A 17,812-nucleotide genomic window follows, 5' to 3' on the forward strand; every position below is an offset into this window, starting at 1 on the left:
CGAGGTCTCCAACGCGGAATGGTCACAGTCTGGTATGCCGGCAACGAACCGGATGCTGCTGTGTCCGCAGGGTTGTCTGGCAACCAGAATGACGGGTGGTCCGCGCTCACATCCCCGGATGAGGTAGAAGATGTGCGCGTGCAAACCAAACGTCTTCCTATGGTGAGCACATGAGAACTGTCCTGCAGAAGCTGCTGCATCCCGGTATGTCCGCAATGATCCGCGAACGCGGGTACTCGCAGGTCAGCGGCTCCGTCGTGCGCGCAGGTGACGCGAAGAACCTGCGCACGGCCAGCGCGCTGCAGGAGGCCTAAGGATGGCCGTCCGGTGGCTCCGGACACGTCGATGTCGTGCGATTCGAAGTCCCTCTGTGCGCAACCCTCACGGTGCCGCCGCAGGTGGAGCGGCCGTGGCCGTCGTACCCGCTCGGGTTCCTGCGACCCGTTGGCGATGAGATCGTCCCGGTCTGGAACATGACCACGACCCGCTATTCCCGGGTGCCGAACTTTGGCGGATCACGGACGCGGGCGAACAGGAGGTCCTCGCTGTGTACCGGGGGCTGCTCACGGGTGGACCGCGCTCCAAGGGCAACCGCCGGTCAAGGAGTGGCATCCGTCCAGTCGCTTCTTCGGCACGAGGGCCGTCTTCGAAGACACCGAGTACGCCGCGGACATCCGTGACGATCAGGTCGATCTCACGTCGTACGTCGAGCCGGCGTCTCCCGAGTGGTCTCAACCGCGCCTCGGCGTTTGGGACAGAACGGTCCCGCTCACTGCCTGCACGGTGTACGCGCATCGACGGGCGACTCGTCCCGGCGCGGCTGTTCCGGGGTCGTCCGACCCCAAACGGGCCGGTGGACGAGATGCTCGTCGACGTCGACACCTGGCATCCGGACACGCGGCGCATGCTCGACCGCGCGATCCGCTTTCCGCTGGATTCCGACCTCGAGGAGATCTCGGATGCCGCGGCCAGCGAGATCTTCGCGATGGTCGCACGGCGCGAGTACACGCCCCTGACCCGCCGGTGAGCCGGTAATTCTGCCGCCCCGCGGGTTATCCACGCAAGGGACGGGCCGAACGGGCGCCGTCGGAACGTCCCGCATAGGGTGGAAGGTCGAGGGAGGGGGCCCGATGACGAGCACGCACGATTCGTTGCGCCTGGCCGACGTCGATCCGCTGGTCTTCACCGAGCGCGCCCGCGGGGGCCAGATCGTCGGGGCCGTGGCGCTCGACATCGTCATGCCCGTGGCGCTACTCGCGGCCGGGATCATCGTCATCGTCGCCGGCCCGCCCGCTGTCGGCTGGCTTCTCGTGATCGCGGCGCTCGCACTGCTCATCGTCGCCGTGTGGTTGCTGGGTCGCAGCGGCCGCACGCTCGGAACCGCCACCGTCGATGCCCGCATCGTGCGCCTCACCACCGGCGCCGCCGCGGGCGCATCGGCGCTCACGGCACTGGTCTCCGGGAAGCTCGGGATGTTCGACCTGCGCCGGGGTCGCGACCCGTTCGCCCCCGCGATCGCAGCCTTCCAGTTCCCCGAGGCCGTCGCCGCGACGCCGAGCCGCGCACGCCGCGGCATGGTGCCGACGCTGCTGCTCGACTCGGGTGAGCGCCTCACGCTCGACACCGCTCTCGTGCTCGGCCGCGATCCCTCGGCACCGGCCGATGCCCCGGCCGAGGTGTACCGCTGGGCCGATATGTCACGCACGCTGTCGAAGTCGCACGTCCGCCTGGAGTGGGACGGTCGGCAGGTGTGGGTCACCGACCTCGGCTCGACGAACGGCACCTTCGTCCGCGGCGCCGGCGCCTCCACTCCGCTTCTCCCCCACCAACGCACGCCCGTGCCCACCGATGTCGTCCTCGAGATCGGTGACCGCACTCTGACCGTCCGGGATGCCGCATGAGCACCGTCGCACACCCCCTCCTCGACGCGGCCGGCCCCGGCTGGGCCGGAACCGAGACGCGCGCACCGATCGTCGCGCTGACGACGGCGATGAGCGACTTCCTGCACAAGACGGCGAGCCAGGGGCTGCGGCCGATCATCGTCTCGAGTGAGTTCTCGCGCATGACGCAGCCACTCGCGCAGGTGCTGTCCGCCGTGCAGGGCCACTGGGTCGTGCGCACGCGGAACGACGGCTTCTACGACGCGCGCACGGGCGCCCGCATCGACGCGCCCGCCGACGCGCTGACCCCGGAACCGCCGACGGCCGAGAACGTGCACCCCCTCTTCGTCCGGGCGCAGGTGGCATCCACTCTGCAGGTCGTGGCGACCGTCTCGACGCGGCACCGAGTCACGCGTCCCGTGCGGCTCGGCGGTGTCGCCGAGGCCGCGGTCGCCCTGTTCAGCGGGGCAGAGCCGGCGGCGTTCGGCGCGGTCGAACCGCTGCTCGCGCCCTGGGACCGCGACGACCTCACCGAGCGATCGCGGCGGCGGATCCCGCTCGACAGTCATTGGATCGCCGTGGGCGGCGGCGAACGCGCGGTCCTCTCCACCGTTCAGGTCGGTCGCACGAGCGAGGGTCTGGAAGAGACGACGCGCGTGTGGGCCGCGGTGCCCGGCGTCGGCCGCGAGTCCGGCGCCACCGCGACCGCGGAGGCTCGCGAGCTCCTGTCCCGCGCGGCGACCGTCGGCCTGCCGCTCATCGGCATCGCCTTCGCCGCGATCGGTGCCCCGGATCTGGCGCGTCGGGCCACGGCATCCCCCCAGCCCGAACCCCTGGCGCTGCTCATCGGGCCCGTGGGCATCCGCGCGCTCGGCATCGACGCGAAACGCTGGATCGACGAAGTCGGCGGCACCACGGTCGGCAGCCCGCGGCTCCCCGGTGTGCTACTGCCTCTCGGCTCGGTGGACGGCGGCGGGTGGGGGCGCCTGAACGACGTCCTCGCCACGCTCGACCCCGAGCGTCTCGGCGAGCTGCTCAACCTCGCCCCGCACGTGCGCGCGCAGCTGCGCGCCACGGAAGGAGTGCGCTGATGCCCGACCAGCGGGACACCGTTCTCATCGAACAGGCCAAGATCCAGCGCATGCGCCTGGGTTCGGCGCTCGTGTACGGCCACATCGGCGAGCGCCGCACCGTCAACGACCACGGGAAGCGGTTGATGGGCTCGATCGTGGTCGCCGCCATCGCGTGCGCCGCCTGCGTCGGCGTCTCCTTCGTCTCGCAGCTGCTGACCGAGCGCGCCGAACAGGCGAATTCGACCGTCCAGACCCCCACCGGAGCCGTGACCCCGTGACCATCTACACCCGTCTGACCGTCGCGGGTTCCGAACGCCGCGCCGAGGTCGTCGTCCCGAGCGGCGAACCCGTGGGCGCCGCGATCCCCCGCCTGCTCGACCTCCTCGGCGAGACGGCGGGCACGGTGGCGCGCCCGCTCGCCGTCATCGCGCCCGACGGCGAACAGATCGACATCGCGCTCACGCCGCAGCAGCTCGATCTCGCCGACGGCACCCTGGTCCGCCTGGTCCGCCTGGATGCCGCGCCCCCGCCGCCCGTCGTGATCGACGTGACCGACGCCGCGGCGGATGCGCACGACGCGCGCCCCGACCGGTGGGACGACCGCGCGCGCACGATCGCGGGGGGCACGGGGATCGCCGCAGCCTTCGCGATCGCCGGCTGGCTGTCGCCGTGGTCGTCACCGACGCTCGCGGCCTTCGCGCTGCTCGGGGCCGCCGTGGTCCTCGCGGCGATCGCGACGGGTCTGGGGCTCGGCGGCCTCCGTCGCCTCTCGACGTGCGTGTCGGCGGCGGCGGCCGGCCTCGCCCTCCCGGTGGGCAGTGCGACCGCGGGCGCACTGGCATCCGGTCCCTCGGCTCTGCTCGCGGGGATCGCCGCCGCCCTCGCCACGGCGTCGACCGTCGCCCTGCTCGGGGTCGGGGTCGCGCATCGCCGCCGCGGAGCCGCGTCCGGCGGGGCGCTGGGCGCCGTCCTCTCGTCGCTGCTCCTGGGTCTTCTGCTGGCGGGCGTGGATGCCGTCGCGGCCTCGACCATCACCGGCGTCGTCGCCGCGTTCGCCACCGGTCCGCTGCCCTGGATCGCCCTCTCCTCCGCGGGCTTGACCGACCTCGACCAGCGCGCGGCCGACGGGGCACCCCCCGCCCGTCCTCGCGCCTTCGCCGCGATCGACGAGGCGTACGCCGCCCTGACGTGGAGCGTGGCGGCCGTGGCATCCGTCCTCGGCGTCACCGGGGTCGCGCTCGCCCTCTCCGGGACGATCTGGACCGAACTGCTCGCCCTCGCGTTCTTCCTCGTCGCAGCGCTGCGCACCCGGGCGTTCCCCTTGCGGTGGCAGGGCTGGCTGCTGTGGGCCGCGGCGGGCGTGATCGCCGCCGCCGCACTGACGGTGCTGCTGGTCGGGGGCCTCGGCTGGGTCGGTGCGGGGGTGGCCGTCGTCGTGGCCGCGCTCATCGCGACGATGGTCCTGGTGCGTCCACGTCCGCACGTGCGCGCGCGTCTGCGCGGGCTCGGCAACATCGTCGAGACGCTCGCCGTGGTGTCGCTGATCCCGTTGCTGGTGGGCGCGCTCGGCATCTACGCCGAGCTGCTCGGCATGTTCGGCGGCGGATCGTGACTGTGCTCGACGTGCGGGCCCTGTCGACCGCGGTGTTCGGCAGCGGCGCGAACGCGCGTGCCGAACTCACCTCGTGGGATGCCGCGATCCGCGGCGGCCTGTCGACCACCCGCCGCGTCGGGGTCGTGTCGTTGTCGCCGGGCGCGGGCACGAGCACCGTCGCCCACCAGGTCGTCCGCGCGATCGCCGCGCGCCGCAGCGAACCGGTGCTCGCGGTCGACGTCTCCGCGGGTACGCCCGGGCTCGCCGCGCGCCTCGGCGCCGAACCGGTGCCGCCCGACGACACCCGCGCCGCGGCGCGCACCACGGCCGAGGCGCTGACGGGCCTCGAGGTGCGGGAGGGCGTGGTGGCCCTACGCCCGCGCGACGCCGACGACGCGGTGGGCGCCTGGCTCGGCGAGGCCGCGCCGATCACCCGCTTCTTCGACGTGTCGGTCACGGACTTCGGGGCGCGGCATCCGCTCGTCGACCTCGCCGCGTGCGCCGCGCTGTGCGACGTGGTGTGCCTGGTGGCGGACGCGCGCCGCTCTCCGGCCGAGCACGCCCGCTCGGTCGTCGAAGCGATCACCGGGTTACCGGAGTCCCCGTCGGTCGTGCTGGGGCTGGTGGATCACGCCCACGAGGGCGACGGGGTGGCCCGCGCCCTGTCCGCGGGTGCCGAGCACACCGTCGTCGCGGTGCCGTTCGATTCGGGCCTCGCCGCCGGCGGCCACCCCCGGCGGTCGGCCACGCAGCTGGCCGTGGTGCGTCTGGCGGCCGCCCTCGTCGCCGCGACGGGGAGGACCGCATGACCGTCCGCATCGTCCACCGCCCCGCGCGGATCAGCGAGGCCGTCGAACCCGCACCCGATGTCGTCCTCGCGCCCCCGCCGCCGATCGGCGAAGGCGCGACGGGGTTCCCGCTGCAGTCGCTGCTGCCGATCGTGGGCAGCCTCTCGTCGATCACGATGATCGTGCTGCTGCGCAACAACCCGATCATGGTCGTGGTGGGCGCTGTCATCCTCGTCGTCGCACTCGTCGGCGGCCTCGGCATGGCGCTCACGCAGCGCGGCAACGCCGCCCGGCAGCGCCGCGTGCAGCGCGAGCGCTACCTCGACTACCTCGAGGAGACGCGCGAGGCGGTCCGGCAGACCGCCGACGCCCAGCGCACCGCCGCTCTGGCCCTGCACCCCTCGCCCGGCGCGCTCGTCGAGATCGCGTCCGACCCCGCCCGGCGCTGGGAACGGCGACCGGGGGATGCCGATTTCCTCCGCGTCCGCATCGGCACGGGCGACCTGCGCGCGGTCGAGGTGGCGCTGCCGCCCGAGCAGAACCCGGTGCAGCCGTTCGACCCGGTGATGCGGGAGTCCGCCGAGCGCATGGTGCGCCTCGCCGGGGTCGCGCAGGGGATGCCGGCGACCGTCGACCTCGAGCGCGGCGGGCAGGTGTCGATCGTCGGCGCACGGCCCGACACTCTGCGCGTCGCACGGGCGCTCGCGGCGCAGATCGCGGCGTTCCACTCGCCCGACGACGTTCACATCGCCGCAGCCATCGCTCCCGCGCAGCGCGACGACTGGCACGGACTCGACCTGCTGCCCCACCTCTCCGGCGACACCCCGCCCGCCGGCGCCGTCATGGCGCGGCGCGTCGCGCCGAGCCTGCCCGAGCTGCTGTCCCTACTGCGCGACGAGCTGCGCGACCGCGTGGCGACCGCCGCCGCCTCCCGCCGTGCGGGGCGCAAGACCAAGCCGGGGCGTCTCGTGATCTTCGTCGATGAGGCCGATCACGCCGCGTCTCCGGTGCCCCGTCTGGATGCCGCTCTCGACCTCACCGCACTGGGGGTCACCGTCGTGCACCTGGTCGACGACCGCCTCAAGGAGCCGACCTCGGTCGCCGTCCGTGTCACGGTCGACGCCGGTACCGCGACCATCGAGACGCCCGGTGCAGGTGAGGCGGCGATCACCGGCATCCGGATCGACCCCGTCACTCCCGCCGCGCTCGACGTGGTCGCCCGTCCTCTGGCGGGGTTGCGTCTCACGCGCACCTCGGCGCAGGACACCGGGACGGCCCTCGCCCCCGATGTGACGCAGCTCCTGGGTGTCGCCGACGTGGATGCCATCGACACCTCCGCCGCGTGGCGCACGCGCAGCGCCGCGGAGTTCCTGCGTGTGCCGATCGGCGTCGACGACCAGGGCGGTCCGGTGCTGCTCGACCTGAAGGAGTCCGCACAGCTCGGCATGGGGCCGCACGGCATCTGCATCGGCGCGACCGGCTCGGGAAAGAGCGAGCTGCTGCGCACGCTCATCCTGGGCCTGGCGCTGACGCACTCCCCCGACGACCTGAGCATGATCCTCGTCGACTACAAGGGCGGCGCGGCGTTCGCACCGTTCTCGCGCCTCCCGCACGTCGCGGGCATCATCGACAACCTCGCCGACGACCCGCAGCTGACCGAGCGCGCCCGCGCGAGCATCCAGGGCGAGGTCGTACGCCGCCAGCGCCTGTTGAAGGATGCCGGGAACGCGGCATCCATCGGTCACTACCGGCAGATGCGGCGCGATCGCCCCGAGCTGCCCGCGCTGCCGCACCTGTTCCTGGTGATCGACGAGTTCGGCGAACTGCTCACGGCGGAGCCCGACTTCGTCGAGCTGCTGCTGACGATCGGACGCATCGGCCGCTCGATCGGCGTGCACCTGCTGCTGTCGAGCCAGCGCATCGAAGGCGGACGCCTGCGCGGCCTCGACACGTACCTGTCGTACCGGATCGGCCTGCGCACCTTCTCGGAGTCGGAGTCGGCCGTGGTGCTCGACACCCCCGACGCGTTCCACCTGCCGGCGATCCCCGGCTTCGGCTACCTCAAGGTCGACACGTCGGTCTACACGAGGTTCCGCGCGGGGTACGTGTCGGGCCCCGTGCCCGACCCGGTCGAATCCGGTCCGCGGCACGACGACGCCCCGCCCGTGCTGCGGCTGCCCGCGTACGACCTGCCCGACGAGACGCCCGAGACCGAGCAGATCGACAGCGCCGAACCCGAGACCCCGACCACGGGCCGGACCCTCGTGCAGGCGGCGACGTCGCGTCTCGCGCGCGGCATCGCCCGCACGCGACCGGTGTGGCTGCCGCCGCTCCCGCCCGTGCTGACGCTCGGCGGCGTGCTGCCGCAGGCCGACGGCGCCGGGACGCTCCGCGCGCCGATGGGTCTCGTCGACGACCCGTCGAAGCAGACGCAGTCGCCGTGGATGCTGGACCTCACCCGCTCGGGCGGTCACGTGTCGATCACCGGCGCACCTCAGTCGGGCCGGTCGATGTTCCTGCGCACGCTCGCCGCGTCGCTGTCGTTCACGCACTCGCCGCGCCAGGTGAGCATCTACGGCATGGACCTCACCGGTGGTGGTCTCGCCCGTATCGAGCCGTTCCCTCACGTCGGTGGCGTCGCCACGCGCGGCAGTCGGGAGCGTCTCACGCGTCTGCTCGAAGAGCTCACCGGCATGCTCGCCGTCCGTGAGCGGGTGTTCCGCGATCACGGTCTCGACTCCCTCGCCGACATGCGCCGCCAGCACGCCGACGGACGCCTGCCCGACCTGCCGAGCGCCGACGTCGTGCTGCTCGTCGACGGGCTCGGGGCCCTGCGCCAGGACTTCGAAGACCTCGAGACCCCGCTCGCGCAGCTGCTCGAACGCGGCGGCAGCTTCGGCATCCACGTCGTCGTCGCCCTGTCGCGCTGGAACGAACTGCGCATGAACCTGCAGGGACTCATCGGCACGCGTCTCGAGCTCAAGCTCAACGACCCGGCCGACTCGCAGATCGCGCGCAAGCTCTCGCAGACGCTCCGGGCGGACGAGCCCGGCCGCGTGCTCACCGACGAGAAGCTGTTCGCGCAGGTCGCGCTGCCGCTGCTCGAAGAGGTCGACGACGGCGACACCGGCGAAGCTCTCGAGCAGCTCGCGCGCGAGAGCGCCGCCCGCTGGGGCGGTCAGGGCGCGGCGCCCATCCGTCTGCTGCCCGAGGTGCTGTCGCCGTCCGAGCTGCCCGACGCGATCGACGAACCGGATGCCGTGCCCCTGGGCCTGCGCCAGGACACAATGCAGCCCGTGTCCCTCGACCTCGTCACGCGCGACCCGCACCTGCTCGTCCTCGGCGACAGTCGCTGCGGCAAGACGACCCTGCTCCGCGGCATCGTGCAGGGCGCGATCGACCGGCACTCCGCCGAGGAGCTCGTCGTCGCCCTGATGGATGCGCGCGGCGAGCTGGCATCCGAGGTCCCGGATGCCTACCTCGGCGGTCACGCGTCGTCGGGTCGGCAGGCGCGGCTGTTGGCCGAGTCGATCGCGGTCGAGCTCGAGAAGCGCGCGAACGATCGCGATGCCGGCCCCCGGATCCTCGTGATCGCCGACGACTTCGACATCCTCGCCGCCGGCGGCACCGAACCGCTGCGCCCGCTGCTGCCGTACCTGGCGTCGGCACGTGACCTACGCCTGAACGTCGTGGTCAGCCGCCCCGTCGCGGGGGCGTCGCGGGCGATGTTCGACGTGGCGCTGCAGGGCATCCGCGACACCGGCGGGACCGCGCTGATCATGTCCGGCGACCGTTCCGAGGGCGCGCTGCTGCCGAAGCTCTACGCCGAGCCGATGATCGCCGGCCGCGGCCGTCTCGCCCGTCGCGGCGAGCGTCCGACCCTCGTGCAGGTGGCGAACTTCGTCGCGGTCGAGGGCGACACCCAGAACGCGTCAGCGGTGGGGGCGCCGGCGGAGGCCGTGCCCGCGATGGACGCCGATGAGGCGGATGCCGTGGACGAGACGACGCGGGAGGCGCTTCCCACCCCGGCGCCCGCTCCCGCAGCGTCCTCGGATGGCGAGGAGCTGCCCCTGACCCGACGAAGGAGAGACAACCGTGCCCCGTAGCAGCGTCGCGTTCACGCGCGAACCGATCGACATCGACGCGCTCGCCGAGGCGGTCTCCACCGTGCTCACGCCTGAGGAACTCGCCGCGACGCCCGTCGAGATCCGTCCCGTCGACGACGGTGCCGCAGCCCAGGTGGTCATGGCGGAACGGGTCGTGCTGACCGCGCTCCGGCCGCGGCTGACCCCGCCGGCCGCGGAACTCGCCCGCGTCTACGGCGCCGTGGAAGTGGCCGCCGACGCCCGGTGGTCGACGGACTGCTTCGTGACGTGGGAGCCCGAGGGCGTCATCGGCGTGCGGCTCATCGACGCCGCGGCTGCCGCCCGGGGCGGGGTGGCCGCGCACCTGGGCTGACACCCGGCTTCGGCCGGCACCGGGCACCATCCGTGCACCGGGGCGCGCGTTGTCCGCCCCGCTGCACGGATCGCGCCCCGGCCCGCCCCCCCTTTACTCCAGCGTCGGCGTCCGCGGCGGTGGCGTCCGCCGCGGGCGCAGCGCCTCGAACGCCGCGGCCATCGACAACAGCGCCGCGTCGTCGTACGCGCGTCCCGCGAACGTCAGGCCCGTCGGCATCCCGATGTCCGGCAGCGTCCCCAGGGGCACCGTCACCGTCGGCACGCCGCAGTGGCGGATCGCGAGGTTGCCCGTCGCCACCCAGACGCCGTTGCGCCACGCGATGTCGGCCGACGCCGCTTTCACGTCGGCGTCGGCGGGCGCCACATCGCTGAGCGTCGGGAAGACCACGGCGGCGAGGCCGTTGGTATCCATCCACTCCTCCAGATCGCGGCGGCGGGTCTCTTCCAGACCCTCGAGCCCTTCGGCCAGATGCGGGATCTCGGTGAACGACGACACCGGGTGCGCGCGGACGTGCGCGGGGTACTCGGCGATGTCGTCGTCGAAGCCCGTGTACCGGTCGGGCAGCGCACCCTCGGGGTGCGGGAAGATCGCCGCACCGTCCACCGACGCCAGACCGGGGTGTCCGTTCGCGCGCAGGAAGTCATCCCACGCCCACGCCGACAGATCGACGATCTCGCGGTGGAGGAACTCCTCCGACACCAGACCCCGCGTCCGGATCGTCGGCGCTCCCGGACGATCACCCTCGTAGTTGCTCACGAGCGGGAAATCGCAGTCGACCACGATCGCGCCCGCCGCCTCGAGGTCGGCCCGCGCGACCGCCCACCGGTCGAGCAGCGACGGGCGCGGCACGATCCGCTCGCCGGTCGGCCCGCCGACGCCACGGGGGCCCGTGCCCGCGAGCGGGTCGGTGCCGACGAACATGCGCGGGATGCCGATGCGCTTGCCCCGCAGCGAAGGTCGGCCGGCAAGCTCGGCGAACGACGGCGGCCGCACGTCCGACGCGGCCGGCAGCTGGATCCACGGCTGCGCGCGCCAGAAGTCGCCGCGCGTCTCGGAATCGTCGGCGACGATGACGTCGAGCACCGCGAGCAGGTCGGCCATCGAGCGGGTGTGCGGCACGACCACGTCCATGGTCGGTACGAGCGGCCAGTTGCCGCGCACCGAGATCATGCCGCGCGACGGGGTGTACGCGCACAGGCCGTTGCAGGCCGCCGGGGCGCGGCCGCTCGACCACGTCTCCTCGCCCAGGCCGAACACGCCGAACGACGAGGCGGTCGCCGTTCCCGAGCCGTTCGACGACCCCGACGCGAACGCCGACGTCAGGTACTCGGCGTTGTAGGGGCTCTCGGCGCGTCCGTACAGCCCGCGCTGCATACCGCCGTTGGCCATCGGGGGCATGTTCGTCAGCCCCAGGCAGATGGCCCCCGCCTCGCGCAGCCGGGCGATCGTGAACGCATCGTCCGCCGCGACGAGGTCGGCGAACGCGGGGCTCCCGGCGGCGACGGTGAGGCCCCGCACCATGTAGCTGTCTTTCGCGGTGTACGGGATGCCGTCGAGCAGCCCCCGCGCCTGGCCGGCCGCGCGACGGGCATCCGACTCCGCGGCCTCGACGAGCGCGTCGGGATTGCGGACCACGACGGCGTTGAGCTTCGTCGCGGTGTCGGGACCGTCGTACGCGTCGATGCGCGCGAGGTGCGCCTCGACGAGCTCGACGGCGGTGGTGCGGCCCTCGGCGAGCGCGGCGGCGAGATCGGCGATGGAGGCCTCGACCACATCGATCACGCGGTCACCGCCGGCTGCTGCTGCGTGATGCAGTGGATGCCGCCGCCCCGCGCGAAGATCTCGCGGGCGTCGACCGTCACGACCCGGCGACCCGGGTACACCTCCTCGAGGATGCCGCGGGCCGTGGCATCCGCTTCCTCCTCGCCGAAGCCGCAGGCGATGACTCCGCCGTTGACGACGAGGTGGTTGACGTAGCTCCAGTCGGTGTCGCCGTCGGCGTCGCGCACGGTGGCGGGTGCGGGCAGGTCGCGGATCGTGAACCGGCGGCCCGTGGCATCCGTCTGCGTCTCGAAGAAGGCCCGCAGCTCGCGCGTCACTGCGTGGTCGGGATGCGCGGGGTTCTGCTGGTCGTGGAGGAGTACGACACCGGGAGAGGGCAGCGTCGCGACGATGTCGACGTGGCCGCTCGTCCCGAAGTCGCCGTAATCGCGGGTGAGGCCGCGCGGCAGCCACACCGCGTGCGTCGCGCCGATCGTGCGGAGCATCTCGGCCTCGACGCGCGCGCGGTCGGCGTAGGGGTTGCGGCGCGGATCGAGCTGCACCGTCTCGGTCAGCAGCACGGTCCCCTCGCCGTCGACGTGGATGCCGCCACCCTCGTTGACGAGCAGCGACGGGGTCAGCTCGGCACCGGCGGCCTCGGCGACGATCCGGCCGTGCTGCGCGGCCTTCTGCCACACGGCCCAGTCATGGTCGCCCCAGCCGTTGAAGACCCAGTCGACGGCGCCGAGGACCCCCGGCCGCTCGGGGTCGACGACGAAGGTCGGACCGGAGTCGCGCATCCAGAACTCGTCGACCGGAGCCTCGACGATCTCGATTCCCCCGCCGAGCATCCGGCGGGCACGGGTCAGCTCGCTCGGGTCGACGAGCATCGAGACCGGCTCGAACGCCGCGACGGCGTGGGCGACCGCGGCCCAGGCCGCGTAGCCCGCTTCGCGCTCGGCATCCGTTCCTCCGAGGGTCGGGCCCTCGCTCGGGAACGCCATCCACGTGCGAGTGTGCGGAGCGGTCTCGCTCGGCATACGCCAGGTCATGGGTCCTCCCGAAACGTCGGCGACGTCGACCAGCCGATGGTGCGGCTCCGGCCTCAGGCGCCGCGCAGCCGCTCGGCCAGGTAACCGTGGAGCGCGTCGAGGGGGATGCGCTCCTGGCCCATGGTGTCGCGGTCGCGGACGGTCACGGCGTTGTCGTCGAGCGAGTCGAAGTCGATCGTGACGCAGTACGGCGTGCCGATCTCGTCCTGGCGGCGGTAGCGGCGGCCGATCGCGCCGGCGTCGTCGAAGTCGACGTTCCAGCCGGCCGAGCGCAGCGTGTCCGCGACCTCGCGGGCAAGCGGCGACAGACGCTCGTTGCGCGACAGCGGAAGCACGGCGGCCTTCACGGGCGCGAGCCGCGGGTCGAGCTTCAGCACCGTGCGGGTGTCGGTGCCGCCCTTGGCGTTGGGCACGTCCTCTTCGCGGTACGCGTCGACGAGGAACGCCATCATCGCGCGCGTCAGACCGAACGACGGCTCGATGACGTACGGGGTGTACTTCTCACCCGAGGCCTGGTCGAAGTAGGTGAGGCTCGAGCCCGAGGCATCCGAGTGGCTCTTCAGGTCGTAGTCGGTGCGGTTGGCGACGCCCATGAGCTCGCCCCACTCCTTGCCCGGGAAGCCGAAGCGGTACTCGACGTCGATGGTGCCGGCCGAGTAGTGCGCGCGGTCTTCCTCGGGAACGTCGAAACGCTTCATGTTCGCGGGGTCGATGCCGAGGTCGACGAACCAGTTCCAGCACGCCTCGACCCAGTGCTCGAACCACTCCTGTGCCTCGGCCGGGGGCGTGAAGTACTCGATCTCCATCTGCTCGAACTCGCGCGTGCGGAAGATGAAGTTTCCGGGGGTGATCTCGTTGCGGAACGCCTTGCCGACCTGGCCGACACCGAACGGGGGCTTGCGACGGGATGCCGTGAGCACGTTGGAGAAGTTCACGAAGATGCCCTGCGCGGTCTCGGGGCGCAGGAAGTGCAGGCCCGACTCGTCGTCGACGACACCGAGGTAGGTCTTGACCAGGCCCGAGAACGACTTCGGCTCGGTGTACTGCCCCTTCGTGCCGCAGTTGGGGCAGGGAACGTCGGCGAGGCCGTTCTCGGCCTTGCGGCCCTTGCGGGCCTCGAAGTCCTCGATGAGGTTGTCGGCGCGGAAGCGCTTGTGGCAGTGCAGGCACTCGACCAGCGGGTCGGTGAACGTCGCGACGTGACCCGAAGCCTCCCACACGCGCTTGGGCAGGATGATGCTGGAGTCCAGGCCCACCATGTCGCCGCGGCCGCGCACGAACGTCTGCCACCACTGCCGGCGGATGTTCTCCTTGAGTTCGGTGCCGAGGGGGCCGTAGTCCCACGCCGAACGCGAACCGCCGTAGATCTCACCGGCCTGGAACACGAACCCGCGGTGTCGAGCGAGCGAGATGACCTTGTCGAGGCGGGACTGTTCGGCCACGGTGGCTCCAATGGTCGGGAAAGCTGTGGGTGCGAGCGCGAGTGCGCGGCATCCAGTTTATCGAGCCACGCCACCCCTCACCGTGAGAGGCGTTCCCGCCGCACGGTGAATGCGTCGAGCGCCGCCTCGTCGATGTCGACGCCGAGGCCGGGACCGGTGGGGACGCGCACGTGCCCGTCCTCGAGAACGGCGGGCTCGGTGACGATGTCGCGGTCGTAGAAGCGGGCGGATGCCGAGATGTCGCCCGGCAGCGTGAACCCGGGGAGAGCCGCGAGAGCGGCGTTGGCGGCCCGCCCGATGCCGGTCTCGAGCATGCCGCCGCACCACACGGGGATCCCGGCGACCCGGCACCGGTCGTGGATCGTGAGCGCCTCGAGGTAGCCGCCGACGCGTCCGGCCTTGATGTTGATGAGCGCCGCCGCCCCGAGCTGCAGGGCGTCGGCCGCGGCCTTGTCCGACACAATCGACTCGTCCAGACACACGGGGGTGCGCAGGCGCTTCGCGAGCGCCGCGTGGTCGACGAGATCGTCCTCCTGCAGCGGCTGCTCGATGAGGAGCAGGTCGAACGCGTCGAGCCGTTGCAGCGTCTCGGCGTCGGCGAGGGTGTAGGCGGAGTTGGCATCCACTTGCAGAGGGATGCCGCCGAACGCCGCGCGCACGGCGGCGGTGTCGTCGACGTCGCGACCCGGCTTGATCTTGATCTTGATGCGCACGTAGCCCTCGTCGAGGTACCCGCCGACGGTGTCGACGAGCGCGGCCGGGTCGCGCTGGATCCCGACCGAGACGCCCGACGGCACGCGGTCCTTCTCGGCGCCGAGGTACTGCCCGAAGCTGCGCCCCTCGGCGCGCAGCGCCGCATCGATCACGGCGAGTTCGATGCCCGCCTTGGCCATGCGGTGACCGACGACCGGGGCCAGGATGCCGGCGACCTCCTCGGGCGCGAGCGTGCGGCGTTCGAGCAGGGCCGGCGCGAGGAAGCGCGTGAGCACATCCCACGCACCGTGCGTGTATTCGCTGGAGTACGACGGCTCCGCCGACGTGACGACCTCGCCCCACCCGACGCCGTCCGCCGTCTCCGCACGCACGACGATGACCTCGCGCACCGTCTCGGTACCGAACGACGTCGTGAACGGCGAGACCAGCGGCATGTGCAGAACGCGGAGCTCGACGGCATCCAGGCTCACGGGAGCAGCGGAAGTACGGGGCGGCATGAGGGCAGGGTATCCGGCGTCGCGCCCCCGACCGGCCGCACAACTCCGGCACACCGACCCCGACGCGGAACCCGGATGCCACGACCCCGCCGTTCTGCAGGAGTTGTGCCGCGACAGCCGCGACCCACAGCGCCTCCCCCCGCCACCTCATCCCTCGCGCCCCCGACCCGCCGCACAACTCCGGCATACCCAGCCCGACGCGGAACCCGGATGCCACAACCCCGCCGTTCTGCCGGAGTTGTGCCCGCGACAGCCGCGCCTCCCCCCGCCGACTCCCCCCCTCGCGCCCCGACCCGCCGCACAACTCCGGCACACCCACCCCGACGCGGAACCCGGATGCCACGACCCCGCCGTTCTGCAGGAGTTGTGCCAGCGAAGAGCCGCGACTCACGGCATCCACGGGCTCTCCCCCGCCGACTCCGCCGTCGCGCCCCGCCCCGCCGCACAACTCCGGCACACCCAGCCCCACACAGAACCCGGATGCCACAACCCCGCCGTTCTGCACGAGTTGTGCCGCGACAGCCGCGGCGCACAGCGCCTCCCCCCGCCGACTCCCTCGCGCCCCCGCCCCGCCGCACAACTCCGGCACACCCACCCCCACACAGAACCCGGATGCCACGACCCCGCCGTTCTGCAGGAGTTGTGCCGCCGTAACGCCTCGCGCGTCGCCTGGCAAGGCCGCTCGACACCGGGCCGCGCGCGCGTAGCGTCGCGGGCATGAGCGACTTCACTCCCCGCCACGCGATCGTCACCGGTTCGGACTCGGGTATCGGCGCGGCCACCGCGCTCGCGCTCGCCGAGGCCGGCATGGACGTCGCCATCACGTACCACTCCGATAAAGACGGCGCCGAGGAGACGGCCGAGGGCGTGCGGGCCCGCGGCGGCCGCGCGATCGTCGCGCAGTTCGATGCGACCGACTTCGAGTCGGTGCCCGGCGCGGTCACCGCCATGGCCGATGAGCTCGGCGGCCTCGATGTCTTCGTCAACAACGCCGGCGGCGGCATCGGCGGCCCCTTCCTCGACCTCGACCTCGACACCTGGCGCACCGACATCGCGCTGAACCTCGACGGAGCGTTCCTCGCCCTTCACGCCGCGGCCAAGCGCATGGTGACGGCGGGCAACGGCGGCCGCCTCATCGCCGTGTCGAGCGTGCACGAGCACCAGCCGCGCGTCGGGTCGGCGCCGTACGTCGCCGCGAAGCACGGCCTCGGCGGGCTGATCAAGACCATGGCCCTTGAGCTCGGGCAGTACGGCATCACCGCCAACGCCGTCGCACCGGGCGAGATCGCCACGCCCATCAACGACATGGCGCCCGAAGATGCCGACCGCACCCACCGCCCCGGCATCCCGCTCGGCCGCCCCGGCAAGCCCGACGAGATCGCCGACGTCATCCGGTTCCTCGCGTCGCCCTCGGGCTCGTACGTCACCGGGGCGAGCTGGGTCGTCGACGGCGGGATGCTGCAGATGGGCCCGCAGGCGGGATCGCACATGGAGTCGGACGCGTGGCGTTCGGCCGGACAGTGAGGACGCGATGAGCGACGAAAAGAGCTTCGAAGAGAACCGTCACGACCAGTTGACGAGCGCCCCAAAGTCCACGGAAGCCGACGCGGCACCCCGCTTCGACGTCACGAAGCGCGACGGCGTCACCCGCATCGACGTGCGCGACGACGCGGCGGTGCGCCCGGGCCCCGGCCAGGGCGACCCTGCCGCCGAGGAGGACGTTCCCGTCTCGGACGGCTGACCTCACACGAGCAGATACCCTCGCCGATCGACGCCACCGATCCGCAGACCGGATGCCAGGTGTCCCCGCAGCGCATGACGCACGCGGGAGCGCCACTCGGCGGCGGCCGCCGGGTCGGTGCGACGCAAGGTCTCGATGTCGTCGGGGAGGTCCACGACCGCGCGAACGGCGTCGCCGGTCGGCGTGGGTGCGGGCGGCTCGGCCAGCGCCCATGACACCAGCAGCCGGTCGGACTCGTCGCCGCGATTGACGTCGTCCGGCATCTCGCCGTAGTGGTTGACGAGGTACGCGGTGGCGCTTGCGCCGAGCACGGCGAGGTTGAAGTGGGCATTCCGGCGGATGAGCGGATCGAACGTCCACGTGATGCGTCCGACTCCCCGTTCGAGCGCCCACTCGCGCTGGTGCGCCTTCAACTGGCGTCCGAGACCTCGTCCCTGGTGACCGGGCAGGATGCCGGTGATGTGCGAGTGCATCGTGCGGTCGGCGGGCGGGCCGAAGAAGGCCGCGGACGCCCCGATCATCCGATCGCCGTCGTACAGCCCGACGACGTAGTTCCCCGAGTGCTCGAGTGCCCGCAGGATGTTCGCCGGCATGGTCGCACGATCACCGACCCACACTTCATCGAACAGCTGCGCCCCCGCGAGGATGCCGTCGAGGGTGTCCAGCGGGCGGATGTCGATCTCACTCACGCGTCGAGTCTGGCATCCACTTCGGAGGCACTCCTCGCTCGAAGCGCCGCCGTGTCACGCGAGCACCCCGCATGTCCCCATTCGTGCAGCCCCGCCCTGCCGGCGCTGCGCGAAGTGGGA

General features: G+C 72.4%; 16 protein-coding genes. 11 read left to right on the top strand and 5 right to left on the bottom strand.

The features are described from left to right. Positions 1-170: 170 nt before the first annotated feature. From P5G46_RS07745 to P5G46_RS07785, 9 genes are all read left to right on the top strand, one after another. Positions 171-314, top strand: a complete 144-nt coding sequence (locus P5G46_RS07745; protein ID WP_239275607.1) for a hypothetical protein — start codon at positions 171-173, stop codon at positions 312-314. A 539-nt stretch (positions 315-853) separates the two neighbouring features. Further along, complete coding sequence (locus P5G46_RS07750) at positions 854-1,027, top strand: hypothetical protein (RefSeq protein WP_408905399.1); 174 nt, start codon at positions 854-856, stop codon at positions 1,025-1,027. A 103-nt stretch (positions 1,028-1,130) separates the two neighbouring features. Next, positions 1,131-1,901, top strand: coding sequence for an FHA domain-containing protein (locus P5G46_RS07755; RefSeq protein WP_239275603.1), 771 nt, complete (start codon positions 1,131-1,133; stop codon positions 1,899-1,901). Further along, entirely contained in the window at positions 1,898-2,971 is a 1,074-nt protein-coding gene (locus P5G46_RS07760; protein WP_375095095.1) for a DUF6177 family protein, read from the top strand. The genes P5G46_RS07755 and P5G46_RS07760 overlap by 4 nt, the downstream gene beginning before the upstream one ends. Then, positions 2,971-3,231, top strand: coding sequence for a hypothetical protein (locus P5G46_RS07765; protein ID WP_239275599.1), 261 nt, complete (start codon positions 2,971-2,973; stop codon positions 3,229-3,231). The genes P5G46_RS07760 and P5G46_RS07765 overlap by 1 nt, the downstream gene beginning before the upstream one ends. Continuing rightward, positions 3,228-4,565, top strand: a complete 1,338-nt coding sequence (locus tag P5G46_RS07770) for a ubiquitin family protein (RefSeq protein ID WP_239275597.1) — start codon at positions 3,228-3,230, stop codon at positions 4,563-4,565. The genes P5G46_RS07765 and P5G46_RS07770 overlap by 4 nt, the downstream gene beginning before the upstream one ends. Next, positions 4,562-5,356 (top strand): P-loop NTPase family protein, encoded by a 795-nt coding sequence (locus tag P5G46_RS07775; RefSeq protein WP_239275595.1) that lies wholly within the window; start codon positions 4,562-4,564, stop codon positions 5,354-5,356. Before P5G46_RS07770 ends, P5G46_RS07775 begins: the two co-directional genes overlap by 4 nt. Further along, a complete protein-coding gene (gene eccCa, locus P5G46_RS07780) occupies positions 5,353-9,441 on the top strand; it encodes a type VII secretion protein EccCa (protein WP_408905400.1) in 4,089 nt (1,362 codons plus the stop codon). Before P5G46_RS07775 ends, eccCa begins: the two co-directional genes overlap by 4 nt. Continuing rightward, positions 9,431-9,793 carry a hypothetical protein gene (locus P5G46_RS07785; RefSeq protein WP_239275591.1) on the top strand — a complete coding sequence of 121 codons (363 nt, stop codon included), beginning with the start codon at positions 9,431-9,433 and terminating at the stop codon, positions 9,791-9,793. Before eccCa ends, P5G46_RS07785 begins: the two co-directional genes overlap by 11 nt. Positions 9,794-9,886: 93 nt before the next feature. On the opposite strand, the gene P5G46_RS07790 is transcribed toward P5G46_RS07785, so the two are convergent. From P5G46_RS07790 to menC, 4 genes are all read right to left on the bottom strand, one after another. Beyond that, positions 9,887-11,578, bottom strand: a complete 1,692-nt coding sequence (locus P5G46_RS07790; protein WP_408905401.1) for an amidase — start codon at positions 11,576-11,578, stop codon at positions 9,887-9,889. Continuing rightward, a complete protein-coding gene (locus P5G46_RS07795; RefSeq protein WP_239275587.1) occupies positions 11,575-12,609 on the bottom strand; it encodes an agmatine deiminase family protein in 1,035 nt (344 codons plus the stop codon). The genes P5G46_RS07790 and P5G46_RS07795 overlap by 4 nt, the downstream gene beginning before the upstream one ends. A gap of 53 nt (positions 12,610-12,662) precedes the next feature. Next, complete coding sequence (locus tag P5G46_RS07800) at positions 12,663-14,051, bottom strand: glycine--tRNA ligase (RefSeq protein WP_408905402.1); 1,389 nt, start codon at positions 14,049-14,051, stop codon at positions 12,663-12,665. Between the two features lie 77 nt (positions 14,052-14,128). Next, complete coding sequence (menC, locus tag P5G46_RS07805; protein ID WP_408905403.1) at positions 14,129-15,262, bottom strand: o-succinylbenzoate synthase; 1,134 nt, start codon at positions 15,260-15,262, stop codon at positions 14,129-14,131. Between the two features lie 717 nt (positions 15,263-15,979). On the opposite strand from menC, the gene P5G46_RS07810 reads away from it, so the two are divergent. Beyond that, positions 15,980-16,786, top strand: a complete 807-nt coding sequence (locus P5G46_RS07810; RefSeq protein WP_239275583.1) for an SDR family oxidoreductase — start codon at positions 15,980-15,982, stop codon at positions 16,784-16,786. Between the two features lie 7 nt (positions 16,787-16,793). Then, the gene (locus P5G46_RS07815) at positions 16,794-17,003 is read left to right on the top strand and encodes a multidrug transporter (protein WP_408905404.1); all 210 of its coding nucleotides are present in this window, start codon (positions 16,794-16,796) and stop codon (positions 17,001-17,003) included. A 2-nt stretch (positions 17,004-17,005) separates the two neighbouring features. Here P5G46_RS07815 and P5G46_RS07820 read toward each other — a convergent pair whose 3' ends face one another. Then, entirely contained in the window at positions 17,006-17,692 is a 687-nt protein-coding gene (locus P5G46_RS07820) for a GNAT family N-acetyltransferase (protein WP_408905405.1), read from the bottom strand. Between the last annotated feature and the right edge of the window lie 120 nt (positions 17,693-17,812).

The organism is Microbacterium mcarthurae, assembly GCF_046064585.1.
Taxonomy (GTDB): Bacteria; Actinomycetota; Actinomycetes; order Actinomycetales; family Microbacteriaceae; genus Microbacterium; species Microbacterium mcarthurae.